This window comes from Micromonospora humidisoli (assembly GCF_016900955.1).
GTDB lineage: Bacteria > Actinomycetota > Actinomycetes > Mycobacteriales > Micromonosporaceae > Micromonospora > Micromonospora wenchangensis.
Map to the genome: position 1 here is coordinate 78,437 of NZ_JAFEUO010000003.1, position 24,780 is coordinate 103,216.

Genomic DNA, 24,780 nt, shown 5'->3' on the forward strand with positions numbered 1-24,780 from the left:
GCATGACTGGTGAACACCCTGCGCTGGCACTTCGTGGTCTCGCCAAGCAGTTCGACGGCAAGGTGGCGGTCGCCGGGGTGGACCTGGCCGTCCCCGCCGGCTCGTTCTACGGCCTGCTCGGCCCCAACGGCGCCGGCAAGACCACCACGCTGTCGATGGCCGTCGGGCTGCTGCGGCCCGACCACGGCAACGCGTGGGTGCTCGGGTACGACGTCTGGGGCGACCCGGTCGGGGCGAAACGGCTGCTCGGCGTCATGCCCGACGGGGTGCGGCTGTTCGACCGGCTCAGCGGCGCGGAGCTGCTGGCGTACCACGGTCTGCTGCGCGGCATGGACCCGGCGGTGGTCGACCAGCGGGCGGCGGAGCTGCTCGACGTGCTGGCCCTCACCGACGCCGGCCGGACCCTGGTGGTCGACTACTCCGCCGGTATGAAGAAGAAGATCGGCCTGGCCTGTGCGTTGCTGCACGGCCCCCGGCTGCTGGTACTCGACGAGCCGTTCGAGGCGGTCGACCCGGTGTCGGCGGCGCTGATCCGCGACATTCTGCACCGGTACGTGGTCGGCGGCGGGACCGTCGTCTTCTCCAGCCACGTGATGGAGGTCGTCGAGCGGCTCTGCTCGCACGTGGCGATCCTCGCCGAGGGCACCATCAAGCGGGTCGGCACCCTCGCCGAGGTACGTGGCGACCGGTCCCTGGAGGACGTCTTCGTCGAGGTCGTCGGCGGCCGGACGGCGACCGGTGAGGAGCTGGCGTGGCTGTCCCGGTGAGCACACCCGCCGAGCGGGTCCGCCCGGTCTCCCCGCGCCACTTCGTCCGGCTCAAGCTGCGGGTGATGGGCAACAACTTCCGGGGCCAGGGCTGGCGGATCGCCCTGTTCGTGACCGGCGTGCTGGTCGGGCTCTGGTTCGCGGCCGGCGGCTTCCTGATGTTCGCCGCGCCCGGCTTCGCCGACGAACCCCGGTACGCGGTGATGGCGGCGGCGTTCGGCGGCGGGGTGCTGGTGCTCGGCTGGCTGCTGCTGCCGCTCGTCTTCTTCGGTGTCGACGAGACCCTCGACCCGGCCCGGTTCGCCCTGCTGCCGCTGTCCCGCCGCACCCTGGTCACCGGGCTGTTCGCGGCGGCCCTGGTCAGCGTCCCGGTGTTCGCGGTGCTGGTCGCGGTCACCGGGCTGGTGGTCAGCGCCGGGCTGCTCGGCGGCCCGGTCGCCGGGGTCGTCGCCGCCGTCGGTGTGGTCGCCGGGGTGCTGCTCTGCGTCGCCGCCAGCCGCGCGGTGACCAGCGCGTTCGCCACCATGCTGCGGTCCCGCCGGGTGCGCGACCTGGCCGCCGTGCTACTCGCCGTGGTCGCCGCGCTGCTCGGCCCGTTGCAGCTCGTGGTGCTGGCCGCAGTCCGCACCGCCGACTGGGACCGGCTGGTCGGGGTGGCCCGGATCGTCGGCTGGACCCCGTTCGGCGCACCCTGGACGATCGGCCTGGACGTGGCCGAGGGCCGGGCTTGGGCGGTACCGGTCAAGCTGCTGATCACCGCGGTGACCATCGGGGCGCTGCTGCTCTGGTGGTCCCGGTCGCTGGAGTCGGCGATGGTCGGCGCGGCGAGCGCCGCCCCGGCCAAGGCCCGCCAGGCACCGACCGGCGGCGCGGTCGCCCAACTCTTCCCCCGGGCGGTCGGCTGGGCCCGCCGGGACCGGTTCGGCGCGCTGGTGGCCCGCGAGTGCCGCTACTGGTGGCGGGACGCCCGACGACGGGCCAACCTGATCACCATCGCGGTCGTCGGGATCTTCGTCCCGGTGATGGTCAACCTCGGTGGCGCCGGATTCGCCGTCGGCGAGGAGGGTTTCGAGGCCACCGGGGACCCGTCGCCGGTGCTGCTCAGCATCTCGATGCTCTTCGTCGGCGTGCTCGCCTCGGTGACCCTGGCCAACCAGTTCGGCTTCGACGGCAGCGCCTACGCGGCCAACGTCGTGGCCGGGGTGCCGGGTCGGCTGGAGCTGCGCGCCCGGATGACCGCCTTCTCCGTGTACGTGCTGCCGATGCTCGGCGTCGTCTCCCTGGTCATCAGCGGGGTGCTCGGCCGGCCGGAATGGTTCGGGGTGGCGGCGGGCGCGCTGCTCGCCGCGTACGGGGTGGGGTTGGCGATCAACGGGTTCATCTCGGTGCTCGGGGCGTACTCGCTGCCGGAGACGAGCAACCCGTTCGCGATGAACGGCGGTTCCGGGGTCGCCAAGAGCATGCTCACCCTGCTGTCCATGGTCGGCTCGGCGGCTGCCGCCGTACCGATGGTGGTGGCGGCCGGGCTGCTCGGCGACGTCTGGCTCTGGCTGGCCCTGCCGGTCGGCGCGGCGTACGGGGTGGGGGCGGCGCTGCTCGGGGCGTACCTGGCCGGGGACCTGCTGGACCGCCGGATGCCGGAGCTGCTGTCGACCGTCACCCCCCGCCGCTGATGCCCGTCGTCGAGGCGGTCACCACCGTCGCGGTCCCGCCGGAGGTGGCGTTCGCGGTGTCGCAGACCGTCGCGCCGGTGCGCTACCGGTGGGACCCGTTCGTCCGCGAGCAGCACTTCGTCGACGGGGCCACCCGCCCCGGCAAGGGGGTGCGTACCTTCACCCGGTCCCGGCACGGCCTGACGATGGTCAGCGAGTACGTCTCCTTCGCCCCACCGACGAACGTGGGGATGAAGATGGTGCGCGGCCCGTGGTTCTTCGAGATGTTCGCCGGTGGCTGGCGGTTCGCCCCGGCACCCGAGCCGGGGCACACGGTCGCCACCTGGCGGTACAGCTTCCGCTGCCGGCCGGCCTTCCTGCGGCCGGTCGCCGACCGGATCGGCGTCTGGCTGCTCACCCGGGACATCCGTCGCCGGATCGCCGGCTACGCGGCCGGCTGCGCCGACCCGCAGGTGCTGGCCGCCGCCCGCGCCACCCTGTCCGTCGAGACGGACGGCACGCCCCGGGCGACGGACCTCACCCCTCGGGGTGCTGACCCCGCCCCTCGGGATGCAGCGGTCGACGACGCGGGACCACCCTCCGGTAGCTGATCCGCCAGCCCGTCGCCGGCCGCCGCGCACCGTCCGTCCCTGCCGGGGGCTGTACCTCGACCCGACGGACCACGTCCTCGTAGACCACCGTGCCCACCGGGCCGTCGACCGGCACGCCGAGCCCCTTCGAACGGACCCGGACGGTGCCGTCGGCGTCCTCGCTGATCACGACGTTGGTCACGTGGTGGCCGAGCGGGTTGCCGTCGCCCAGGGCCCGCGCCGCCTCGGCGAACGCCGCGTACCCCCGCAGGACGCCGAACCCGTAGGCGGTCACGTCGTAGGCGAAGTCGTCGGTGAACAGCTCGGACAACCGGTCGAACGCCCCGTCGTCCATCAGGTGGCCGTGCAGCGCGACGAGTTCGTGGATCGCCAGCCGGTCATCGGCGCTCAGCGGCACGCCCGTCGTCCCTTCAGCCCGGTGGCGGTTCCCGCCGAGGTGACGAACGAACGCCAGGTGTCGGGGGTGAAGTGGAGCGTCGGGCCACAGCGGTCCTTGCTGTCCCGGACCAGCACCACCCCGGGCAGATTGTCCGCCACCTCGACACAGTTACCGGAGTCGTCGGAACGCGACGAGGTCCGCCAGCATGGCTCGTCAGAGGTCATGGGGTCACCTTCAGCTTGTTGACCAGATCGAGCGAGGTCCGCTCGGCCAGCGCCTCACCCAACAGACTCTCCCACTTGCGCAGCATCAGTCGAATCCATTCCGGATGGTCCGCGATCTGCCCCCGGGCGGTGTTGTCCAGACACAGGACCTGCTCGCTCCCGGGCAGTTCTGCCAGCACGAACCCGCCGCCCAGCGAGACGTGTGCGCCGGCATCGAGCGGCAGCACATGGAGCCGCACATGGGGCAGCTCAGCAGCCTCCAGCAGCCGTCCCAGCTGCCGATCCATCACCGCCGGCCCACCGATCGACCGCCGCAGTGCGCTCTCGTCGATGACGAAGACACACTCGGGTGGGTCGTCCTGGCCCAGTACCGCCTGTCGGCTCATCCGGAGCGCGAGCAGTTCCTCCACCCGCTCGTCCCGCTGGAGCCCGCCGGCCGAGAAGACGGCTCGGGCGTAGTCCTCGGTCTGGAGCAGCCCGGGTACCAGACACGGCTCGAAGTTACGCAGCCGGACCGCTTGGACCTCGTAGCTCTGCCAGGGCAGAAACCATGACGGTGCCCGCTCCCCCTCGTGGTCGGTGAGGAGGCCGGCGAGGAGGCCGCCGGTGCCGAGGGCTTCGTCGGCCGCGACGGCGAACTCCATTGTCGGCCGGCGGCGACCGGTCTCGATCGCGGCGATCAACGACGGGCTCCACTTGACCAGGCCGGCCAGGCCCTCCTGGGACACTCCGGCACCGGCCCTGGCCGCCTTCAACGCCCGGACCCACATCTCGAAGTCCATCACTCACCCATCTGGTAAGTACGCGAACGCGCTCCGTAGTAACCGCTGGCATCCTCCCCTGCCCCGGCTGCCGAGTCCAGGGTGGAGGGCACGCGGCCCGGTCGGTGGAGGGAGCGTCCCGGCGACCGGTCCTGCGCGGGTCGCCCCGGTCAACTCCGGCCGGGGCGACCCCCACCCCGCGAAGGAGGCTTCAGTGCCGCATCCGCGTCGCCGGCCCACCCGGTCGAGATCATCGACCCCGTTCGGCACCGCTTGCCGCTCGCGGCACCGCACCGGCCACCGGCACTCACACTCCCCGCCCGAGGTGGCCCGGATCTTGGCGGAAAACGGCCCGCAGGGAGGCCGGAACTCTCCGAGATCCTTCCTGGCGTATCCGGGATGTCGGCACGGTGGGGGGTGGAGCAGGTGGTGAGAAGGTTCGTGCCGCACGTGGCGATGCGATCGTTGTGGCGCTGCCGGGCCTGTGGCGCGCCCTGGCCCTGCCAGCCGGCCCGGCTCACGTTGCTGGTCGAGTACCGGGGCCAGCGGACCGCCCTGCTGTTCTACCTGGGTGCGCTGATGGTGGAGGCCGGCGACCACCTCGGCCAGCTCAACGGCCACGCCCAGCCGGCCGACCTGCACGAACGCTTCCTCGGCTGGGCACGCGCCCGCTCGGCGGGGAGCTCCGATGATCGTCTACGGCTGAGCGGCACCGAACCGGCGTGTCGTGATCACCCGGGCGTAGACGATCATGAAGACGCGGCCGTCGCTCGCCCCGACCGGGCAACGCGGGACGGGGCGGGGGCCACAATGTTTCACGTGAATCCAAACCCCGGTGCCGAGATCCACCACACCGACCCGTTCGCGGTGCCGACCGGGCAACGCTCGCCGGCCCGTCGGCTGCGGGGACGGCTCGCCGCGCCGGTGACGCTCTGGACCGCTCCCGGCCCGGCCGGGCTGACCGTGTCGTCCACCCTGGTCGCCGAGGGTGAGCCGGACCGGCTGCTCGGCCTGGTCGACCCCGAGGCCGACCTGTGGCCGGCGATCGAGGAGGCCGGCCGGTTCGCGGTGGCCCCGCTCGGGCCGTCCCACCGGCAGCTCGCCGACCGGTTCGCCGGGCTCTTCCCCTCGCCGGGTGGGCTGTTCGCCACCGACGCGTGGACCGACACGCCCTACGGGCCGGTGCCCGCCGACGCCGGGAGCTGGGCCGGCTGCCGCCTGGACACCGCCCGGGAGTACGGCTGGGCCCTCCTCGTCGAGGCGACCATCGAGACGGTCGAGATCGTCACCGACACCCCGCCCCTCCTGCACCATCGGGGCCGGTACCACCAGCTTCCCTGACCCGAGCCGCCCGGGTGGAGGGGGTGGCGTCGCCATGTCGCCGACACAGCGGTGTCACGGGCGGCCGGATACCGCTGCATCGACCCCCGGGAGTGGATCACGGCCGGCCGGGGCGGGCGGGGCGGGAGCGGGCCGGAGCGGGGCCGGTGAGCGGGGTGACGTGGGTCACTGGGCGCAGGTGGGGGACCGTTCGGCGCAGGGGACTGCCGGGATCGATCTGCACCTTTTCTCGCAGGCAGGCCGCTCTCTACGGTGCGCAAAACTCCCGATGCCTGTGAAGGTGGTGATCCACAGATGTCCACGGACACACCCACGCCCGCCCCGGCCGACTCGGCGGCGGAGCGTTATCTGGCCGTACAACGGTCGGACGAGTTCGTCGGGTTGCGCCGCGCGCTGCGCAGCTTCGTCTTCCCGATGACCGTCGCGTTCTTCCTGTGGTACGCGCTCTACGTGATCCTCTCCGCCTACGCGCGGGACTTCATGGGCACGAAGCTGTTCGGCAGCAACATCAACGTGGCGTTGATCTTCGGTCTGCTCCAGTTCGTCTCGACGTTCCTGATCGCCTGGCTCTACTCGCGGTACGCCGACCGCAAGCTCGACCCGACCGCCGACCGCATCCGCGCCGAGATCGGGGAGGTGACCCATGAATCCGGTCCTCGCGGTTGAGGCGGGTGGCGGCACCGCCCGCAACCTGACCATCACCCTGTTCCTGGTGTTCGTGGCGGTGACCCTGGCGATCACGATCTGGGCCAGCCGGCAGACCAAGACGGCCACCGACTTCTATGCCGGCGGCCGGTCCTTCTCCGGTTTCCAGAACGGCATGGCGATCGGCGGCGACTACATGTCGGCCGCGTCGTTCCTCGGCATCGCCGGCATCATCGCCCTGTACGGCTACGACGGTTTCCTCTACTCGATCGGCTTCCTGGTCGCCTGGCTGGTGGCGTTGCTGCTGGTCGCGGAGCTGCTGCGCAACTCGGGCCGGTACACGATGGCCGACGTGCTGGCGTTCCGGATGCGCCAGCGGCCGGTGCGTACCGCCGCGGCGGTCTCCACCATCACCGTGTCGATCTTCTACCTGCTGGCCCAGATGGTCGGCGCGGGCGCCCTGGTCGCGCTGCTGCTGGGGATCAAGCCGGGCACGACCTTCCTGGGCATGGACGCCGACACCGCCAAGGTCGCCACCATCATCATGGTCGGCGCCCTGATGATCATCTACGTGACCGTGGGTGGCATGAAGGGCACCACGTACGTCCAGATCGTCAAGGCGTTCCTGCTGATGACCGGCGCGCTGGTGATGACCGTGCTGGTGCTGGCGAAGTACAACTTCAACCTGTCGGCGCTGCTCGGTGACGCCGCCGCGACGTCGGGCAAGGGCAGCGCGTTCCTCGAACCCGGGCTTCGCTACGGCGTCGAGGTTGCCGGCAACTCGACCCAGACCTTCTACAACAAGATGGACCTGCTGTCGCTGGGCATCGCCCTGGTGCTCGGCACCGCCGGCCTGCCGCACATCCTGATCCGCTTCTACACGGTGCCGACCGCCAAGGCGGCCCGCAAGAGCGTGCTCTGGGCGATCGGCATCATCGGCACCTTCTACCTGTTGACGCTGGCCCTGGGCTTCGGTGCGGCGGCGCTGGTCGGCGGCAAGGAGATCGTCGCGCAGGACAAGGCCGGCAACACCGCCGCGCCGCAGCTCGCCGAGGAGTTGGGCAGGTCCTTCCTCGGCGGCGACCTGGGCGGAGCGACCCTGTTGGCGATCATCGCGGCGGTCGCGTTCGCCACCATCCTGGCGGTGGTCGCCGGCCTGACCCTGGCCTCGTCGTCCAGCCTGGCGCACGACTTCTACGCCAACGTGATCAAGAAGGGGCAGACCTCCGAACGGCAGGAGGTCCGGGTGGCCCGGATCTCGGCCCTGGTCATCGGCGCGGTCTCGATCGCCCTGTCGATCTACGCGCAGAGCCTCAACGTGGCCTTCCTGGTGGCGTTGGCGTTCGCGGTGGCCGCCTCGGGCAACCTGCCGGCGATCCTCTACAGCCTGTTCTGGAAGCGGTTCAACACCTCGGGCGCGGTCTGGGCCATCTACGGCGGCCTGGTCTCCGCAGTGTTCCTGGTGTTCTTCTCGCCTGTCGTCTCCGGCGCACCCACCTCGATGTTCCCGGACCACGACTGGCAGTGGTTCCCGCTGTCGAACCCGGGTCTGCTGTCCATCCCGTTCGGGTTCCTCTGCGGCTGGATCGGCACGGTGATCTCCAAGGAGCACGACGAGGACAAGTACGCCGAGTTGGAGGTGCGTGCCCTCACCGGCGCGGGCGCGCACTGAACGACCGGCACCGGGCCCCCGACGCGAGCGGTCGCGTCGGGGGCCCACCCGTCGGTCACCCCGCACGCGACACCCACCGGGCGGGGACGGGCAGGCTACGGGCGCGCCGTGGCCTCGGGTCGACCGGGCCCCGGGCGGTGGGGAGAAGTAGGCTGGCCGCCATGAAGGTTGCCCAGCGGTTCGGAAACGGTCACCGCGTCCTGGTCTCCGGCGGTGCCGGGTTCGTGCCGTCGCACCTGGTGGACGCCCTGATCGCACGCGGGTGCACGGTGGTCGCGCTGGACAACTTCGTCACCGGCTCCAAGGACAATGTCGCGCACCTGGCCGAGCAGCCCCGGTTCACCCTGGTCGAGGCGGACATCTCCGACGGGCTGCCCACCCACCACCCGGCCCTGGCGCAGCGGTTCGACGCGATCCTGCACATGGCGTCCCCGGCCAGCCCGACCGACTTCGCGAAGCTGCCGGTGGAGATCCTCCGGGTCGGTTCGGTGGGCACCCTGCACCTGCTCGACCGCGCGGTCGCCGACGACGCCCGGTTCCTGATGGCCTCCACCTCCGAGGCGTACGGGGACCCGAAGGAACACCCGCAGCGGGAGACGTACTGGGGCAACGTCAACCCGATCGGGGTGCGCAGCGTCTACGACGAGGCGAAGCGCTTCTCCGAGGCGGCCACCATGGGCTACCACCGCAGCCGGGGGCTGGACGCGGCGATCGTGCGGATCTTCAACACGTACGGCCCGCGGATGCGTCCGGACGACGGCCGGGCGATCCCCACCTTCATCTCCCAGGCGTTGCGGGGCGAGCCGATCACGGTGCACGGCACGGGCGAGCAGACCCGCTCGATCTGTTTCGTCGACGATCTGGTGCGCGGCATCCTGCTGCTGCTCGACTCGACGCAGACCGGCCCGATCAACTGCGGCACCGAACACGAACTCACCATGCGGCAACTCGCTGAGATGATCGTGTCACTCTCCGGCAGCACGTCACAGGTGACCTACGTCACTCGAAGCGCGGACGATCCGGAGATGCGCCGTCCCGACCTGACCCTCGCCCGGGACCTGCTCGGATATCAGCCGGAGGTCTCGCCCGAAGAGGGCCTGCGACGCACCATCGACCATTTCCGCGACCGGCTAGGGTAGCTCCCCCGCGCCACGCGGGGCTGTCGACGGGCTTCACATTCGGCGAACGCTCGACCTGCCTACGTACGCTGAAACGCATGTCAGCGACCTCGTCAGCCGGCGCCTCGCTCCCTTACCTGCACCGCAGCGCGGGCCGGGCCTCGGTGCCCGGTGCCGACCGGGGCTCCACCGGGCCCGCCCGGCAGTCCGACGCGCAGTGGTACCCGTCGTACCAGGAGAACCAGCCCCGGTCGGGCGGACCGGGCGGCCCCGGCACACCCTCGGGGCCGGGCGGGCCGGGGAACTACGGCCGGCGCGGGCCGCGCCCGCGCTGGGGGCGGATCGCCCTGGTGGCCGGGGTGACGGTGCTGGTGGTGGCGCTGCTCGGCGGGATCGGGGCCTGGTTCTACACCCGCAACCTCAACGAGGACCTGGCCCGCACCGACCCGTTCTCGGAGATCACCGGCGGCCGGCCGGCGAAGGCGGTCGACGGGGCGCTCAACATCCTGCTCGTCGGAACGGACTCGCGGGACCCGGACGCGGCTGTCGACAAGCCGGGCGAGTGGCGGGCGGACACGCTGATCGTCATGCACATCCCGGCCGACCACCAGGAGGCCTACCTGGTCTCCATCCCTCGTGACCTGTACGTGCCGATCCCCGAGAGCGCGGGCGCGGCGTGCGACTCCGGTCAGCGTGCCAAGATCAACGCGGCGTTCGCCTTCGGCGGCCTGCCGCTGGCGGTCCGCACCGTGGAGTGCTTCACCGACGTCCGGATCGACAACGTGATGGCGATCGACTTCGGTGGCTTCAAGGAGGTCACCGACGCGCTCGGCGGGGTCGACCTGAAGGTGGACCAGAGCATCACCTCGATCCACAAGCCGTACCGGAAGTTCACCAAGGGCACCATGCACATGGACGGCGCGACGGCGCTGGACTGGATCCGCCAGCGCAAGCAGTTCCCCCAGGGCGACTTCGCCCGGATGCGCCACCAGCAGGAGTTCCTGCGGGCGCTGATGGACAAGGCGGCGAGCACCGGCACGCTGACCAACCCCAAGAAGCTGAACGCGTTCCTCCAGTCGGTGACCGACGCGGTGACCGTCGACAACGACTTCTCCCTCGGCGACATGGCGATCCAGTTCCGCAACCTGCGCGGGGAGAACCTGACGTTCCTGACCAGCCCGAACCTCGGCAGCGACACCATCAACGGCGAGTCGGTGGTGGTCTCCGACCGGGAGAAGGCGCTCGCGATGTTCAAGGCGATGTCGGCCGACACGATGGCGGACTGGGTGGCGGCCGACAAGAAGGCGGCCGCCGGCAACTGACGGGGCGGGGGCGGGCCGGCGCGGTCCGCCCCCATGTGTGTCAGGCAGATTTCGACGGACGTCATCAGAGGTCGTTTCCGGACCGCTTGATCATCGGACGCCAACGGCCGTCCGGTCGCATCGATTCGCCCGAACGGATGAATCATGGGGCTAAAGGTCAGGTTGTCTGGGATTTGTGCGTGTGACGACCTCGCCTTGCCGGGAAGCGGTACGTAAAGTGGTCCCGCCCCCCGATCACGCGAGCTGGAGCACGCATGCCGGTTCAGACCAGCCCCCGCCCATCGTCGCTGAGCGCCGACCCCTACCGGGCGTCGGCCGCCGTCCCGTCATCTGGCGGTCGCGGCGGTCGGCCCTCCGGTACGGCCCGCAAGCGCACCCGGCGCAAGGACCCGCTGTGGGCCCGGCTGACCGTGGTCTTCGGCGCGGTGCTGATGCTGACCAGCGGCGTGGCGATCGTCGGCAGCAAGGCGCTGATCAGTCAGGCCACCGGCAACATCGCCCAGCGCAACCTGCTCGGCGGGGCGGGCAAGACCGAGGCCGAGGGCGGCGCCAACCTGGACGGCCCGATCGACATGCTGCTGCTCGGCGTGGACGCCCGGGAGCGCTGGGCCGCCGACGACGTCCGCTCGGACAGCATCATCGTGCTGCACATCCCGGCCAGCCACGACCAGGCGTACCTGGTCTCGATCCCCCGGGACACCGAGGCGCAGATCCCGGCGTTCAAGAAGAGCGGCTTCAAGGGCGGGACCGACAAGATCAACGCGGCGTTCCAGGCCGGTGCGCGCAACGGCGGCGGCTGGGAGGGCGGCGCGCAGCTGATGGCCCAGACCATCAAGAACATGACCGGGGTCAGCTTCGACGGCGCCGCGATCATCAACTTCGGCGGCTTCAAGAACGTCATCGACACCCTCGGCACGGTGCGCATCTGCGTCAGCCACGAGGTGAAGTCGCACCACATGATGATCGTGGACGGCAAGCAGATGTGGAACGCGGACGCCAAGAAGACCGGCCGGCCGATGACCCCGGTGGTCTACAAGAAGGGCTGCCGGGAGATGAACGGCCTCCAGGCGCTCGACTACTCGCGGCAGCGCTACGGCCTGCCCAACAGCGACTACGACCGCCAGCAGAACCAGCAGCAGCTGATCAAGGCGATGGCCCGCAAGGCCACCGACAAGGGCATGCTGACCAACCCGGTCAAGGTCAACCAGCTGATCAAGGCGGCCGGCAAGGCGTTCATCCTGGACACCGGGGGCGTGCCGGTGGCCGACCTGGTGTTCACCATGCGCGGGGTGACCGCCAACGAGTTGACCATGCTGCGGACCAACGGCGGCACGTTCAACGGCAACGCCAACAACCGTGAGGCGCTCAGCCAGCAGACCCTGGACATGTTCCAGGCGATCAAGGAAGACAAGCTGGGCGAGTTCGTCTACGCCAACCCGAGCGTGCTGTCCACCCGCAAGTGACCGGCCGGTAGTCACGGCGAACCGGCCCGGGAGCCGGTCACCCGACCGTAGCCTGACGTGAGAGATATTCACGTTGCGGCCACGGGGAGGGCGTCACGGCCAGGTCAGCGCGATCCGACCGGGGGCGGGGCACACCGCCGCCCGTCCGACGCCGGACACGCTGGCCACGGGTCCTGCTCGGCGTCGGCCTCACCCTGGTGCTGCTCGCCGGGCTCGCCGTGGTCGGGGTACGATTGCTCACCCACCGCTACGACCGCACGGTCAGCAAGGAACAACTGCTCGCCCCCGACGCCCGGCAGGCCCGCACCGAACTGGAAGCCGGGCTGAACTACCTGATCGTCGGCTCCGACCAACGCCCCGGCGCATCCGGGCCGGACCAGCGGTCGGACACCATCCTGATCGTGCACGTGCCACCCGACCTGCGGCAGGCGTACCTGATTTCCGTCCCCCGGGACCTGCTGGTCACCATTCCCCCGGACGGCGTCGGCTACGCCGGGGGCCAGGACAAGATCAACGCAGCGTACGAGCACGGCGGCGGAGGCGAGGGCGGCACCCGCCTGCTCTCGGCCACCCTGAACCAGCTCACCGGCATCCGCTTCGACGGGGCGGCCCTGGTCGACTTCGACGGCTTCCGACGCGTCATCGACCTGCTCGGCGGCATCCGGATGTGCGTCGACACCGAGGTCCGCTCGATCCACACCGGCGTCCTCTTCCCGGTCGGCTGCCAGCAGATGGACGGCGCACGGGCGCTGGACTACGCCCGGCAGCGCTACGACCTGCCCAACGGCGACTACGACAGGCAGCGGCACCAGCAACAGATGCTGCGGGCGATGATGGACCGCGCCGGCGAGACCCACCTGCGTACCGACCCGGTGCAACTCGACCGGGTGCTGCGGGCGGTCGGCAGCGCACTCACCGTCGACACCAACGGCGTACCCCTGGACGAACTGCTGTTCGCCCTGCGGTCGCTGCCCGCCGACGCGCTACGTGGGGTGCAGCTGCCGTCCTACCCGCAGACCATCGACGGCATCTCGTACGTGGTGCTCGACAACGGCGGCGGCGGACTCTTCGACGCCGTCCGCACCGACCGGCTGCCCGAGTGGTCACGGGCCAACCCGCGCTGGGTCAACCGGCTCTGACCGTCCCACCGTCGACAGGCCGCCACGCCGAGCGCCGACGTGCCGCCGACGGCACCGAGGATCTAGGCTTTCGACCGTGTTCGGATCCCAGGTTCCCAGTGTCCCCGTGACCGCGATCGACGACGAAACCTACCTGCTCGACGTCCGCGAGGACGACGAGTGGGCGGCGGGCCACGCGCCCGGCGCGCATCACGTACCGATGATGGAACTGCCGGCCCGGCTCGCCGAGGTGCCCACCGACCGCGACGTCGCGGTCATCTGCCGCTCCGGCGGGCGCTCCGCCCAGGTCGTCGGCTACCTGCTCGGCAACGGCTGGGAGCAGGTCCGCAACGCCGACGGCGGGATGCGGCAGTGGGCGGCCGTAGGCAGGCCGGTCGTCACCGGGGACGGGCAGCCCGGCCAGGTCATCTGAGCAGCGGAGGATGGCTGATCCACTGGTCTTCGCGCACCGGGGCGCGTCGGCCGACCTGCCCGAGCACACCCTGGCGGCCTACCTGCGGGCCCTCGACGAGGGCGCCGACGGGCTGGAGTGCGACGTCCGGCTGACCCGCGACGGGCACCTGGTCTGCGTACACGACAGGCGGTTGAACCGGACCAGCAACGGTCACGGCCTGGTCAGCGCCCGCACCCTGGCCGAGCTGGAGACCCTGGACTTCGGCTCCTGGCATCCCGGCTGCGCGCCGGACGACGGCGGCGTGGCACCTGACGACAGCCGTACCCGGCTGCTCACCCTGGACCGGCTCCTGACCGCCGTCCGCGACGCCGGCCGCCCGGTCCGGCTGCTGGTGGAGACCAAACACCCGTCCCGCTACCGGGGAGACGTCGAGCGCCGGCTGGTGACCATGCTGCGCCGGCACGGGCTGGCCGAGCCGCGCCCGGACGACCTGGTACAGGTCACCGTGATGTCGTTCTCCCCGCTGGCGGTCCGCCGGGTCCGCGAACTGGCCCCGGCGTTGCCGACCGTGCTGCTGCTGGAGGTGCTGCCGCGCTGGCTGCGGCTCGGCCGGTTGCCGTTCGGGGCGCGGATCGCCGGGCCGGGCATCGGCCTGGTCCGGGCCCGCCCGGGGCTGGTGCCCGCGCTGCGCGCCGCCGGCCACCCGGTGTACGTCTGGACGGTCAACGAGCCCACCGACCTGGAGCTGGTCCTCGACGCGGGGGTGGACGGGGTGATCACCGACCGGCCCGCGCACACCCTGGCCCGGCTGGGCCGGTGACGCCCGGGGCACACCGGCCCCCGGCCGACGCCGGGGGTTCGGGTCGGCACCGGCTGCCCGAGCCGGGTGACCTGCGGGGGGTGCCCGAACCGCCCGGTACGGGGCAGACTCGGGGCATGCCGGAACGCCCCGACCTCGCCGCCCTCATCACCGACCACGGCGCGGTGATCGAGATGATCAACTCTGGTGAGGCCGGACTGCCGGTGCTCACCTCGCTGCTCCGGGCGGCCCGCCCCACGCTCGGCGCGGCCTGCGTGGCCTTCGTCGAGTTCGCCCCGACCGGTGGCCGGGTGATCGCCGCCAGCGGCTGCGCCGAGTGGACCATCGGCCGTCCGCTGCCCGCCTCCGACCCGGCCACCGTCTGCCTGCTCACCGGGCCCCGGGTCCGCCAGGCCCGGCTGGACCATCTCGACGGTCCGCTCGCCGCGGAACTGGTCGGCAACGGCCTGCGCCGCATGATCGTCGCCCGCGCCGAACTCAACGGGCTCACCGTCGGCACCCTGCACGCCCTCTACACCGACGACGACGAGACCGAGGACCGCGTCCAGCACGCCACCCTCGGCTACCTCGCCTCCTGCATCGCCCACATGTACGGCGACCAGAGCGGCCTGCCGGTGCACGGCGACGGCCCGGTCGTCGCGGCGCTGGCCGACGGTCTGGCCGTGGTCGACCGGGACGGTCGGGTCCGGCTGTGGAACCCGGCCGCCACCGAGGTCACCGGGCGCAGCGCCGGGGACGCGATGAACCGGCCGCTGCCGTTCCCGCTCCCCCCGGCCGGCCAGCTGCTCGACCACCAGCTCCCGGACGGGCGGTGGCTGCGGATCACCGCCGGTGAGCTGGTCGGACCGGGCACGCTGCGGGTGATCACCTTCCGCGACATCACCGACCAGCGACGCCGGGAGTCCGACCGCGACCTCTTCGTCGCGGTGACCAGCCACGAGCTGCGTACCCCGGTCACCGTCATCAAGGGGTACGCCGACACCCTCACCGACCACTGGGAGTCGCTGACCGACCACGACCGGCGGCAGGCGGCCCGGGTGATCGGTCAACGGGCCAACGAACTCGCCCGGCTGGTCGACCGGCTGCTCACCTCGGCCACCGACGGACGCTCCGACGACGAGCCGGCCGTCCCGTTCGACCTCGGTGAGGCGCTGCGCGCGGCGGTCCTGGACCTCCCCGGCGACCTGCGTCGACGCCTGTTCCTGCACGTGCCGGCCGACCTGCCCAAGGCCCTCGGGGACCGGCGCAGCCTGACCACCGTGCTGACCGAGCTGTGCACCAACGCGGGCAAGTGGGCACCGGCGGACTCCCCGATCGAGGTGTTCGCCTCGGCCGACGGGCAGACCGTGTCGTTCCGGGTGACCGACCGGGGGGTGGGCATCCGGCCGGAACACGTCGAACGCGCCTTCGACCGGTTCTGGCAGGGCGAGTCCGGCGACCGGCGGGCCTATCCGGGTGCCGGACTCGGCCTCTATCTCGTCCGCCGGATCGTTGAACAGCAGAATGGATGGGTATCCCTACGTCCACGCGACGGTGGCGGTACCGTCGCAGAGGTGCGGCTCCCCCGCGGGTGAGCCGCCAGGTGGGCCGGACGACCCACCGCGGGCACGGGCCGAGAAGGAGCCGGAGTGTCGACGGGACGAGTCGAGCGTTCGTGGTGTGTGGTGGTCCCCCACCACCCCACCGGCGCGCGGCTGGCCCGGCACCGGCTCGCCGACGAACTGGCCGACCTGGTGCCCCCGCCGCTCCTCGCCGATCTGGTGGCCGTCCTGGCCGAACTGGTCGGCAACGCGGTCCGGCACGCCGACCCGCTGCCCGGCGGGGTGGTCCGGGTCGCCTGGCGGCTGCGTCCGACCCGGACCGGGCCGGGTGTCTCCGTCCGGGTGACCGACGGCGGCGCCGGGGCCGGCCCCCGGATGCGGGCCGCCGGCACGGACGCCGTCGACGGACGGGGCCTGCACATCGTGGCCGGCCTGGCCAGCCGCTGGGGGGTCGACCGGGACGGCCTGGGGCAGAGCGTCTGGGCCGAGTTCGACCCCGCCGACTGCCGGCCGGACCTGGTCGCCGCCGGCTGAGCGGGGCGGGTCCTTCCCCCACCGCCGCCCGTCGGGCTCTAGGCTGTCTCGCCGTGAGCAAGCGTCGAAAGAACCAGCGCGCCGAGGCCGCTCCCCGCCGGGAGAAGATCCGGGACGTCTTCGTCCCCCGTCCGTTCGAGGGGCTGGTGGACGAGCCGGAGTGGATCGCCCTGCGCGAACTCGTACCGGCCGCCTCGGCACCGCTGCGGCTCACCCCCGACCTGGTCGAGGAGCACGGCGACCGCCCGGTCACCCTGGCGACGGTGCTGCCGATGGCCGCCCCGGCGATGACCAAGCCGGACGGCCGGGTGTTCATCGGCCTCCAGCGGCACCAGCAGTCCGGCGACGTCTCCCGGGACCTGGCCGACGCGCTGCTGTGCGCGTTGCGTACCGAGCCGGGCGGGGCGGTGACGGTGCCGCCGCTGCCGGGCCCCGGCCCGCGCCTGCAGGACATCCTGGTGGACGGCCCGCTGGAGATCACGATGCACGACGGGTTCGAGTTCTGGCTCGACCCCGGCGCGGCCGACGACCCGACCGTGCAGGCGTCCCTGGAGCGGGCGAACGCGGCGATCTACCCGACCGTGAAGCTGGCCGCCGCACGGGCCGCCTACTGGTGCCAGGTGCCGGAGAAGGCGCACGTGCGCTGGGTGCTCGGCGACGACGAGGACGCCGCGCTGGACGCGCTCTCCCGGCTCTCCGCCGCCGGTGCGCTCACCCTCGGCGAGGGCACGAAGTTCGCCGGCATGTTCCGGGCGCACGGCCGGCTGGCACCCGTGTGGGACCTGCCGGAGGACGTCCCGGCCGCCAAGTGGGAGGAGCCGGTGGCCGCGTTCGCCGAGCGGTACGCCGACGCGCTGGCCGAGAAGGAGCCGTTGGACGCCGCCGGCCGCCGGGCCCGTCAGGGCCTGCTCGGCCGCCAGCTCACCCTCCGCTAGCTAGCCCCTGCCGTCTCGGCCCGCCGGGCGGGCCGGTGCGCCGGCTCCGTCGGTTCGGGCCGCCCGGGTGGGACGGTTCAGCCGGCCGCCGGGTGCAGCGGCTCGCGGACCAGCGGGCAGGACATGCAGCGGGGGCCGCCCCGGCCGGAGCCCAGCTCCGAACCGGCGATCGGAATGACTTCGATGCCGGCGCGCTCCAGCTGGGCGTTGGTCTCCACGTTGCGTTCGTAGCCGACGCAGAGCCGGGGGGCCAGGGCGAGGGTGTTGTTGCCGTCGTCCCACTGCTCGCGTTCGGCGGTCACCGGGTCCAGGCCGGTGTCGATCACCCGGAGCTGGTCGAGGTCCATCGCGTCGGCCGCCGCGCGCAGGAACGGCGCAGGGCCGTCCACCCGGGGCTCGCCGTCCGGCCCGGCGATCACCGTGTACGCCGACAGCGTGCTGGCCACGTTGGGGTACATCAGCACCGCGTCGACGTCGACCATGGTGCACACGGTGTCGAGGTGCATGGTGGCCCGTTCCTGGGCGATCGGCACCACCAGCATGGTGTGTGCCAGGCCGGCGGCGAAGACCTGCCGGGCCAGCCGTTCGGCGCCGGCCGGGGTGGTCCGCTCGCCCACCCCGACGGCGAGCACGCCGGGGGCGAGCAGCAGCACGTCGCCGCCTTCGAGGTGTTCCAGGCCGGGGTGGTAGACGGTCCGGGTGCCGACGAAGCGGGGGTGGTGCCGGTAGATCGCGTCGGTCAGCGTGGTCTCCCGGCGGCGGGCCGGCATGGCGAGGCTGGTGACCCCGACCCGGTCGCCGATCCACAGTGACGAGTCGCGGGTGAAGAGCAGGTTGGGCAGCGGGTCGATGACGAAGTCGTGCCGGTCCATCATGGTCCAGACCAGACCGCCGGGGCGTTCGGCGCTGATCCGTACCTCCTCGTGGGCGAGGCCGGCGATGAGCACGTCGGCGAGCCCGGCGGGGTCGAGGTAGGCGAGGTGGTCGGCCACCCGGCGGCGCAGGGTGTCGCCGAGCCGGGGCGACGCGAGCACCTGCTCGGTGAGTTCGGCGCGGGCCTCGGCGACGGCGAGCGTCTCGGCGAGCAGGGTGGCGAGGTAGAGCACCTCCACGCCGCGTCCGCGCAGCTCGGCGGCGAAGGCGTCGTGCTCCTCCTGGGCCCGGCCGACCCATGGGATAGCGTCGAAGAGCAACGAGTCGTTGTTGCGGGGGGTGAGGCGGGCCAGTTCCGGACCCGGTCGGTGCAACAGCACCGTGCCGAGTCGACCGACCTCGCTGTCCACGTAGTGGGTCACCCCCGCAGCGTAGGGCAGTGATGAACGATGTTCAGCGGAAGAACTGCGGATGAATATGGCATTCATCCGCACTCATTCCGGCGTTCCAACTTGCCGAACCCCCACAGTGGCGACGTAGGGTAGTGAGAACATAACTTTCGAGGGACCTTTTGCCGGAGGTCGCGATGACTGTCTTTCCCGCTCGTCGAGCCGTACCCACCCGGGCACTGCCGCCCGTGGCGGTGCCGCACCCCCGTCCCGACGGGTCCGCGGCTCTCGATCCGGCCCGTCCGACCCCACTGGAGTGGGCACGTCGACGCCGGGCCGAGCGGGGCGCCCGCCGGCTGGAGGCCGCCGGGGCGCGGGCGCTCGGTCAGCTCGACCACCTGGGTCCCGCCTGGCACGTCATCGAGTGGCCGCGCACCGACGTCTCCGACGTCCTGCGCGACCACGGGCAGGACGAGCGCGCCGGGTTCCTCGCCATCGGCCCCAGCGGGCTCTTCGCGGTCAGCATCGCCGACCACGGCCGGGCCCGGGTGCTGGTCGCCGGGGACGTGGTGCAGATCAACGGCAAGCGCCCGCCGTACGTGGCCGAGGCCCGGCGGGACGCCAAGCGGGCCAGCAAGGCGCTCAGCCAGGCGGTCGGGCTGCCGATCCCGGTGACGCCGGTGCTGACCTTCGTCGGCTCCGGCGTCATCAGCGTCTACGGCCTGCCGAAGGACTGCATGATGGCGACCCACCGGGAGCTCGACCGGCTCCTCGTCGCCGGAGGCAACCGGATCAGCCCGGCCACCGCCGAGAAGCTGTCCCGGGTCGCCCAGGCCCCGCAGACCTGGCACAACGGCACGTACCGTCCCACCGGCGACTACCGGTGGTACGACGAGGGCCGAACGGCCGCTGACAAGCCGGCGGGTCGCCGGTAACGTCACCGGCGACGCCCCGCGGTGCCGGTCCCCCCGACATGCCGGTCCGCGCCGTCGCCGGCCGCCCGCCAGGGCACTTGATCCCTCCACCGGCGGCCGGTGGCTCCCGCGCGGTCGGCGACCGTCACGAAGACCGGCTAGCGTGGACAGACCGTCGGTGTACCTAGGAGGCGCGGTGGCCCACGTCGAACTCTCGCTCCCGGACGTGTTCGTGCCGCCGGCGCGGACGCCGACAGGGCCGGGGTGCGACAACGTCGGGAAGTGGTCGGCGAGCGTCTCGCACGCCGAGGAACCCTGCCTCCTGATCGACGCCGACACCCTGGTGGTCGCCATCTCCGCCGCCGGCTGTGAACTGCTCTGCCTCGGTGCCCCCGAGGACGTGGTCGGCCTGCCGCTGCTCGAAGGCGGCCTGCGGCTGCTCGACTTCACCGCCGCCCGGCACGAGCTGCCCGAGCAGGAGACCGACAAGATCCCCCCGCTGCTCGCCCTGCACTCCGGTCGGCTCGCCCGGGGTCTGCTGCGGGTGCAGCCCGCCGGCGACGCCAGCACCTACGCCACCGTCGACGCCGTCTCCACCCCGATGCTCACCGGCGGCTCGGTCACCGGTTCACTCACCTTCTTCTCCCCGATCTGACCCGGCACCGCCCGCGCCGGTCCGCCCCGCGCCGGGCGGCGGCGTCGGGCGCGAGCGTCGGGCGTCGCGCCGGCCTTCACCGGGCGGACGGTTTTTCCTACGATGGGTTCACCCCACCGGCCACACGACCTGCCCCCTCCCACGGTCCGTGACGGCCGGCCCCCGTCGCGACGCCCCGCGCCCGAATCCCCCGAGGACCGGCCCGTGCCGCCTGACCCCGCCCACCGCCGCCCCCCGTACCGGCGGCCGGTCGCCGCCCGGCTCGCCGTGGCCCTGCTCGCCGTGTCGCCGTTCACCGGCTGCGCCGCCCCGCCCGACCGGGAGCTGCCGGCCCCGGTCGCCCCACCCACGCCGGTGGTGACCCTGCCGCCGACGACGTCGCCCCCAGTGCTGCCGGTGACCCCCACCCTGCCGCCGACGTCAACGCTGCCGAGCCCCACCGTCGCGGCGGTCGCGATGGCCTGCGCCGGCCGCCCGTCGGCCGACCGGGTGATCGGGTTGCTCCGGGGCGACGTGCTGCCCCGCGACGTGTCGGTACGGGCCGTCGACGGCCCGCTGTGCGCCGACGGCTGGCAGTACACCGTGCTGTCCGTCAGCGGGCACGAGGAACTCCAGGCGGTCAGCCGGGGGGAACCGGATGCGCTGCGGCTGGTCACCGCCGGCACCGATGTCTGCTCGATCGAGGTGAAGGCCGTCGCGCCGCCCGCCATCCGGACGTTGGCCTGCGACAGCGGGACCGGGCTGCCACCGGGTGCGTAGGCTGGGCGGCATGCCCGGAACACCGCCGACCCGCTACGTCTACCTCGGCCCCGAGGGCACCTTCGCCGAGCAGGCGTTGCGCACCGTCCCGGCCGCCGAACGCGGCAGTCGTACGCCCGCCCGCAGCGTCGGCGAGGCGCTGGAGAGCGTACGGGCCGGTGAGGCGGACGCGGCGCTGGTGCCGATGGAGAACTCCATCGGCGGCGCGGTCGGGGTGACCCTGGACGAGCTGGCCGAGGGGGACCCGCTGGTGATCACCCGGGAGGTGATCCTGCCGGTGGAGTTCGTGCTCGGCGCACGCCCCGGCACCGACCCCGCCGGAGTGCGCAGCGTGGCCGCCCATCCGCAGGCGTCCACCCAGTGCCGTAACTGGCTGCGCGCGCACCTGCCCGACGCCACGGTGATCGACGTGCTGTCCAACGGCGCGGCGGCGGCCGGCGCGGCCACCGGCGAGTACGACGCGGCGATCTGCGCCCCGATCGGGGCGGCCCGGCACCGGCTGGCCCTGCTCGCCGACAAGATCGCCGACCATCCGGACGCGGTGACCCGGTTCGCCCTGCTGTCCCGCCCCGGCCCGCCCCCGCCGCCCACCGGCGACGACCTCACCTCGCTGGCCGTCTACATCGCGCACGACCGGGTGGGCGCGCTGCTGTCGGTGCTGATGGAACTGGCCGTGCGGGGGGTCAACCTGACCCGGATCGAGTCCCGTCCCACCGGCGAGGCGCTGGGCCGGTACGTCTTCTTCCTCGACTGCACCGGTCACGTCGCCGATGCCCGGCTCGGTGAGGCGTTGCAGGGGCTGCGGCGGGTCTGCGCCGAGGTGCGGTTCCTCGGGTCGTACCCCAGGCACCGGTGGGCCGACGCGGCGGGTGACCGGCCGGTCCCCGCGCCGGCCGGCCTCTCGGACACCGACTACACCGACGCGGCGGCCTGGCTGGCCCGACTGCGGGCCGGCGAACTGAGCTGACCCCACGCGGCCCGGGTCCCGGCGGCGGCGCGGGTGCGGGCCACACTGGTCCGGCCGTGCAGACGAACGTGGGGCGGTCCCGACCGGAACCGCCCCACGTCGCGGAAGGTCAGCTGAGCAGGCCGCCGAGCAGGCCCTGTTGCTGCTGCTGGCCGCCGCTGCCCTGGACCGGCGGCTCCTCCGACGGCTGGACCACGACGAAGCCCTGCCCGGCGAAGCTCATGGTGAACGCCTCACCGGTGCTGCGGCCGAGCAGGGTGCCCAGGCCGAGCTGCTCGGCCCGGTGGTAGCCGGTCTGGAGGTTGGCCGACCAGCACACCGCCGCCTGCGGGTCGACGTAGGTGGGCGCGTCGACGTTGAGCACGACCGGGGTGCCCTTGGTGGTGATGGCGATCCGGCCGTAGCCGCTGAACACGCAGTTGAACAGGCCGGACGAGGCCATCCCCGCGCCGCCGACCATCTTGATGTCGTACGACAGGGTGGAGTCGAAGGCCAGCACGCTGGACCCGTTGATCGACAGCGCGTCGCCCGGCTCCAGGTCGATGATGTGCACGTCCTTGGCCAGTTCGGCCAGGAACACGTCGCCGTGGCCGCTGAGCTTCATCAGCGGCACGCCCTCGCCGGTGAGCCGCTGCTTGATGAACTTGCCGATGCCGCCCGAGCCCAACGCCTGGAACTGCACCTGCCCCTGGTAGGCGACCATCGACCCGACCCGGGCCATCGCCTCGCCGTTGAGTTCGATCTTCAACATCTTGGAGTTCTGCAGCCGCATGCCGGGCTGGGCGGACTCCTTCTCCAGGTTCTCCGCGGAGAACAGCGCGCTGCGCATTGGGTCTTCCTCCTGATTGGGGGTGTGCTCACCACACGGTAGGCAGCCCCCGCAACCCGCTGCATCGGCCGAGCGGCGGGCAAGCCCGGCTCCGCGCACGGAACCGGTCAGGTACGCGCAGACGACCGGACCGACGGGGCCGGGGGCGGGCTCAGGCCCAGCCCAACGCGTGCAACCGCTCGTCGTCGATGCCGAAGTGGTGGGCGATCTCGTGCACCACGGTCACCGCCACCTCGTCGACCACGTCGTCCTCGGTGGCGCAGATCCGCAGGATCGGCCGGCGGTAGATGAAGATCCGGTCGGGCAGCACACCCGAGTAGTTCCAGCCGCGTTCGGTGAGCGCGTGCCCCTCGTAGAGGCCGAGCAGGTCCTCCCCGGGCGGCGGGTCGTCCTCGACCAGGATGACCACGTTGCTCATCAGCCGGAGCAACCCCTCGGGCACCTCGTCGAGGGCCTCGCCGACCAGCTCCTCGAAGCGTTCACGGCTCATCTCCACGGGCACCTCACCCATTGTGCCCGAACCGCCGCCCGCCCACCGGTCCCGCCGGCCTACCCCGTCCGCCGTCCGACCCGGGCGGGCCGGACGGCGGACGGGACGGATCAGGCGAGGCGGGCGGTGAGGCTGATCTGCGCGCCGGGGGAGAGCAGCCGGGAGATCGGGCAGCCCTCCTTGGCGGCCTCGGCCAGCTTGGTGAACTGGGCCTCGTCCAGGCCCGGGGCCTGACCGACGGTCTCCAGGTCGATCCGGGTGACGGTCATTCCCGCGTCGGTCTTGTCGAAGTGCACCTTCGCGGTGGTCTCCACCGAGGTGCCGGACACCCCGGCGTCGGCGAGCTGCTTGGAGAGCGCCATCGAGAAGCAGCCCGCGTGGGCGGCACCGATCAGTTCCTCCGGATTGGTCCCCTCGCCCTCCTCGAAGCGCGACTTGAAGGAGTAGTTCCCCTCCAGGCCGCCCTTTCCGGTGCGGACGGTCCCGGCGCCCTCGGTGAGGTTGCCCTGCCAACGTGCGGATGCGGTACGGATAGGCATGACCCGAACGCTAGTCGAAAGCCCTCGCCCGCGGTGACCGACCGGGCGGGGTGGCCGGCCACCGCCGCCGGCCGGAGGGTGCCGGCCGGAGGGTGCCGGTCGCGACCACGGGCGGCGGCCGACGTGCGCCGTTCCGGGCCCGACGCTGCCGGCCCACACCGGGCCGACGTGGGATGATGCGGGTCAGGCCCGCGACGCGGAAGGTAGCCGATGTCCCAGGATCTCCCCATCCCGAGACAGGACGACCGCTCGGATGACACCTCGGTGCCGCAGTGGGGTGCCCCCGGACGACGGCCGGTCGGCCGGTTCGGGCACTGGCCCGCCGCGCTGCGCCGGGACCGGCGGCTGCCCCCGGTGCTGGCCCTGCTCGGTGCGGTCGCCGGCACGGCGTCGGCGGCCGGGGAGTGGCTGGTGATGACCGTGCCGAACGGTGGGCCGGAGGGCAGCGGCACCATCCGGGTGCCCGGTGGCGTGGCCGAGGTGGGCGGCTTCGGGATCGCCTACCTGGTGGGGCTCCTGCTGCTCGGTGTCACGGTGGCGTTGACCCTGCGCGGACGGCCGGCGGTCCGGCATGACGCCCGGGTGGCCGGGCTGGCCGTGGCGGGCGTCCTGGTGATCCTGCTCACCGTCACCGCCTTCTCGTTGGACGACTCGGGTCAGCGGGCGCTGTTCTACTCCCCGGAGGACGGGTTCCGGGTCGACTACGGCCGGGGCCTGGTGATGGCCTTCGTCGCCGTCGCGCTGGTCGGGGCGGCGCTGCTCACCACCGTCCGGCAGCCGGACGGTCCGCCTGTCGACGCCGTCGGCCCGCAGACCGACCCGGAGGGGCTCGACCCGGACGCGGACGACCCGCACGGGGACGACCCGGACGCGGACTACACCAGGCCGGCCGCGCCCACCGGGCTGACCGTCACCCCGACGGTCCCGTTCGCCCGCCGCGAATCCCACCCCTGAGCCCCAGCCGGGGTGGACGCCCGGGGCGTCGTACGACGGTCACCGGGCGTTGCCGGCTGATTCGCCCGGAAGCCGTGGTTGCGATCCGGACGG

At 72.5% G+C, this 24,780-nt stretch carries 27 protein-coding genes; 20 read left to right on the forward strand and 7 right to left on the reverse strand.

What is annotated here, in order from left to right; all coding sequences use genetic code 11:
* Positions 1-2: 2 nt before the first annotated feature.
* From JQN84_RS10970 to JQN84_RS10980, 3 genes are read left to right on the forward strand one after another with little or no spacing between them, the layout of a single operon-like run.
* Complete coding sequence (locus JQN84_RS10970) at positions 3-767, forward strand: ABC transporter ATP-binding protein (protein ID WP_204958291.1); 765 nt, start codon at positions 3-5, stop codon at positions 765-767.
* On the forward strand, positions 752-2,440 hold the full coding sequence (locus JQN84_RS10975) for an ABC transporter permease (RefSeq protein ID WP_204958292.1): 1,689 nt from the start codon (positions 752-754) through the stop codon (positions 2,438-2,440). The genes JQN84_RS10970 and JQN84_RS10975 overlap by 16 nt, the downstream gene beginning before the upstream one ends.
* Positions 2,440-3,030 (forward strand): SRPBCC family protein, encoded by a 591-nt coding sequence (locus tag JQN84_RS10980; RefSeq protein ID WP_239485258.1) that lies wholly within the window; start codon positions 2,440-2,442, stop codon positions 3,028-3,030. The genes JQN84_RS10975 and JQN84_RS10980 overlap by 1 nt, the downstream gene beginning before the upstream one ends.
* Here JQN84_RS10980 and JQN84_RS10985 read toward each other — a convergent pair.
* Genes JQN84_RS10985 through JQN84_RS10995 form a run of 3 tightly spaced genes read right to left on the reverse strand, consistent with a single transcriptional unit; the run spans position 2,957 to position 4,415 of the window.
* The gene (locus JQN84_RS10985; protein ID WP_204958293.1) at positions 2,957-3,427 is read right to left on the reverse strand and encodes a nuclear transport factor 2 family protein; all 471 of its coding nucleotides are present in this window, start codon (positions 3,425-3,427) and stop codon (positions 2,957-2,959) included. The genes JQN84_RS10980 and JQN84_RS10985 overlap by 74 nt on opposite strands.
* Positions 3,418-3,633, reverse strand: coding sequence for a DUF397 domain-containing protein (locus JQN84_RS10990; RefSeq protein WP_204958294.1), 216 nt, complete (start codon positions 3,631-3,633; stop codon positions 3,418-3,420). The genes JQN84_RS10985 and JQN84_RS10990 overlap by 10 nt, the downstream gene beginning before the upstream one ends.
* Positions 3,630-4,415 (reverse strand): helix-turn-helix domain-containing protein, encoded by a 786-nt coding sequence (locus JQN84_RS10995; RefSeq protein WP_204958295.1) that lies wholly within the window; start codon positions 4,413-4,415, stop codon positions 3,630-3,632. The genes JQN84_RS10990 and JQN84_RS10995 overlap by 4 nt, the downstream gene beginning before the upstream one ends.
* A gap of 435 nt (positions 4,416-4,850) precedes the next feature.
* Between JQN84_RS10995 and JQN84_RS32565 the strand changes: the two genes are divergently transcribed.
* The 12 genes from JQN84_RS32565 (at position 4,851) to JQN84_RS11060 (ending at position 17,318) form a co-directional block, all read left to right on the forward strand.
* Positions 4,851-5,735, forward strand: coding sequence for a flavin reductase family protein (locus JQN84_RS32565; RefSeq protein ID WP_372445979.1), 885 nt, complete (start codon positions 4,851-4,853; stop codon positions 5,733-5,735).
* Positions 5,736-6,029: 294 nt separating this feature from the next.
* Positions 6,030-6,401, forward strand: coding sequence for a DUF485 domain-containing protein (locus JQN84_RS11010; protein ID WP_204958296.1), 372 nt, complete (start codon positions 6,030-6,032; stop codon positions 6,399-6,401).
* Entirely contained in the window at positions 6,379-8,052 is a 1,674-nt protein-coding gene (locus JQN84_RS11015) for a monocarboxylic acid transporter (RefSeq protein WP_204958297.1), read from the forward strand. Before JQN84_RS11010 ends, JQN84_RS11015 begins: the two co-directional genes overlap by 23 nt.
* Positions 8,053-8,213: 161 nt before the next feature.
* Positions 8,214-9,191: a GDP-mannose 4,6-dehydratase gene (locus tag JQN84_RS11020; protein WP_204958298.1), complete on the forward strand. Its 978-nt coding sequence runs from the start codon at positions 8,214-8,216 to the stop codon at positions 9,189-9,191.
* 77 nt (positions 9,192-9,268) lie between these two features.
* Positions 9,269-10,492, forward strand: a complete 1,224-nt coding sequence (locus tag JQN84_RS11025) for an LCP family protein (protein WP_204958299.1) — start codon at positions 9,269-9,271, stop codon at positions 10,490-10,492.
* Between the two features lie 254 nt (positions 10,493-10,746).
* Positions 10,747-11,955 carry an LCP family protein gene (locus tag JQN84_RS11030; protein ID WP_204958300.1) on the forward strand — a complete coding sequence of 403 codons (1,209 nt, stop codon included), beginning with the start codon at positions 10,747-10,749 and terminating at the stop codon, positions 11,953-11,955.
* A 197-nt stretch (positions 11,956-12,152) separates the two neighbouring features.
* Complete coding sequence (locus JQN84_RS11035) at positions 12,153-13,094, forward strand: LCP family protein (RefSeq protein WP_204958301.1); 942 nt, start codon at positions 12,153-12,155, stop codon at positions 13,092-13,094.
* 76 nt (positions 13,095-13,170) lie between these two features.
* A complete protein-coding gene (locus tag JQN84_RS11040) occupies positions 13,171-13,506 on the forward strand; it encodes a rhodanese-like domain-containing protein (RefSeq protein WP_204958302.1) in 336 nt (111 codons plus the stop codon).
* Positions 13,507-13,516: 10 nt separating this feature from the next.
* Positions 13,517-14,308, forward strand: coding sequence for a glycerophosphodiester phosphodiesterase (locus tag JQN84_RS11045; protein ID WP_204958303.1), 792 nt, complete (start codon positions 13,517-13,519; stop codon positions 14,306-14,308).
* Between the two features lie 116 nt (positions 14,309-14,424).
* Positions 14,425-15,882: a sensor histidine kinase gene (locus tag JQN84_RS11050; protein ID WP_204958304.1), complete on the forward strand. Its 1,458-nt coding sequence runs from the start codon at positions 14,425-14,427 to the stop codon at positions 15,880-15,882.
* Positions 15,883-15,936: 54 nt separating this feature from the next.
* Entirely contained in the window at positions 15,937-16,383 is a 447-nt protein-coding gene (locus JQN84_RS11055; RefSeq protein ID WP_372445963.1) for an ATP-binding protein, read from the forward strand.
* Between the two features lie 53 nt (positions 16,384-16,436).
* On the forward strand, positions 16,437-17,318 hold the full coding sequence (locus JQN84_RS11060) for a DUF5926 family protein (RefSeq protein WP_204958305.1): 882 nt from the start codon (positions 16,437-16,439) through the stop codon (positions 17,316-17,318).
* Between the two features lie 77 nt (positions 17,319-17,395).
* On the opposite strand, the gene JQN84_RS11065 is transcribed toward JQN84_RS11060, so the two are convergent.
* Positions 17,396-18,613, reverse strand: coding sequence for an arginine deiminase (locus JQN84_RS11065; RefSeq protein ID WP_204958306.1), 1,218 nt, complete (start codon positions 18,611-18,613; stop codon positions 17,396-17,398).
* A gap of 164 nt (positions 18,614-18,777) precedes the next feature.
* Here JQN84_RS11065 and JQN84_RS11070 point away from each other — a divergent pair, with 164 nt between their 5' ends.
* The 4 genes from JQN84_RS11070 to pheA all read left to right on the forward strand — a co-directional run bounded on the left by JQN84_RS11070 (position 18,778) and on the right by pheA (position 21,875).
* On the forward strand, positions 18,778-19,515 hold the full coding sequence (locus JQN84_RS11070; protein WP_204958307.1) for a hypothetical protein: 738 nt from the start codon (positions 18,778-18,780) through the stop codon (positions 19,513-19,515).
* Between the two features lie 175 nt (positions 19,516-19,690).
* Positions 19,691-20,149, forward strand: coding sequence for a PAS domain-containing protein (locus JQN84_RS11075; RefSeq protein WP_204958308.1), 459 nt, complete (start codon positions 19,691-19,693; stop codon positions 20,147-20,149).
* A 204-nt stretch (positions 20,150-20,353) separates the two neighbouring features.
* The gene (locus tag JQN84_RS11080; RefSeq protein ID WP_372445964.1) at positions 20,354-20,908 is read left to right on the forward strand and encodes a hypothetical protein; all 555 of its coding nucleotides are present in this window, start codon (positions 20,354-20,356) and stop codon (positions 20,906-20,908) included.
* A 10-nt stretch (positions 20,909-20,918) separates the two neighbouring features.
* Entirely contained in the window at positions 20,919-21,875 is a 957-nt protein-coding gene (pheA, locus tag JQN84_RS11085; protein WP_204958309.1) for a prephenate dehydratase, read from the forward strand.
* A 109-nt stretch (positions 21,876-21,984) separates the two neighbouring features.
* Here the strand turns inward: pheA and JQN84_RS11090 are convergent, their stop codons facing one another.
* From JQN84_RS11090 to JQN84_RS11100, 3 genes are all read right to left on the reverse strand, one after another.
* Positions 21,985-22,704, reverse strand: coding sequence for an AIM24 family protein (locus JQN84_RS11090; protein WP_088643597.1), 720 nt, complete (start codon positions 22,702-22,704; stop codon positions 21,985-21,987).
* 151 nt (positions 22,705-22,855) lie between these two features.
* On the reverse strand, positions 22,856-23,200 hold the full coding sequence (locus JQN84_RS11095; RefSeq protein WP_204958919.1) for a metallopeptidase family protein: 345 nt from the start codon (positions 23,198-23,200) through the stop codon (positions 22,856-22,858).
* A 104-nt stretch (positions 23,201-23,304) separates the two neighbouring features.
* Entirely contained in the window at positions 23,305-23,733 is a 429-nt protein-coding gene (locus JQN84_RS11100) for an OsmC family protein (protein ID WP_088643598.1), read from the reverse strand.
* 210 nt (positions 23,734-23,943) lie between these two features.
* Here JQN84_RS11100 and JQN84_RS11105 point away from each other — a divergent pair, with 210 nt between their 5' ends.
* Positions 23,944-24,687: a hypothetical protein gene (locus tag JQN84_RS11105; RefSeq protein ID WP_204958310.1), complete on the forward strand. Its 744-nt coding sequence runs from the start codon at positions 23,944-23,946 to the stop codon at positions 24,685-24,687.
* The last annotated feature ends 93 nt before the right edge of the window (positions 24,688-24,780 follow it).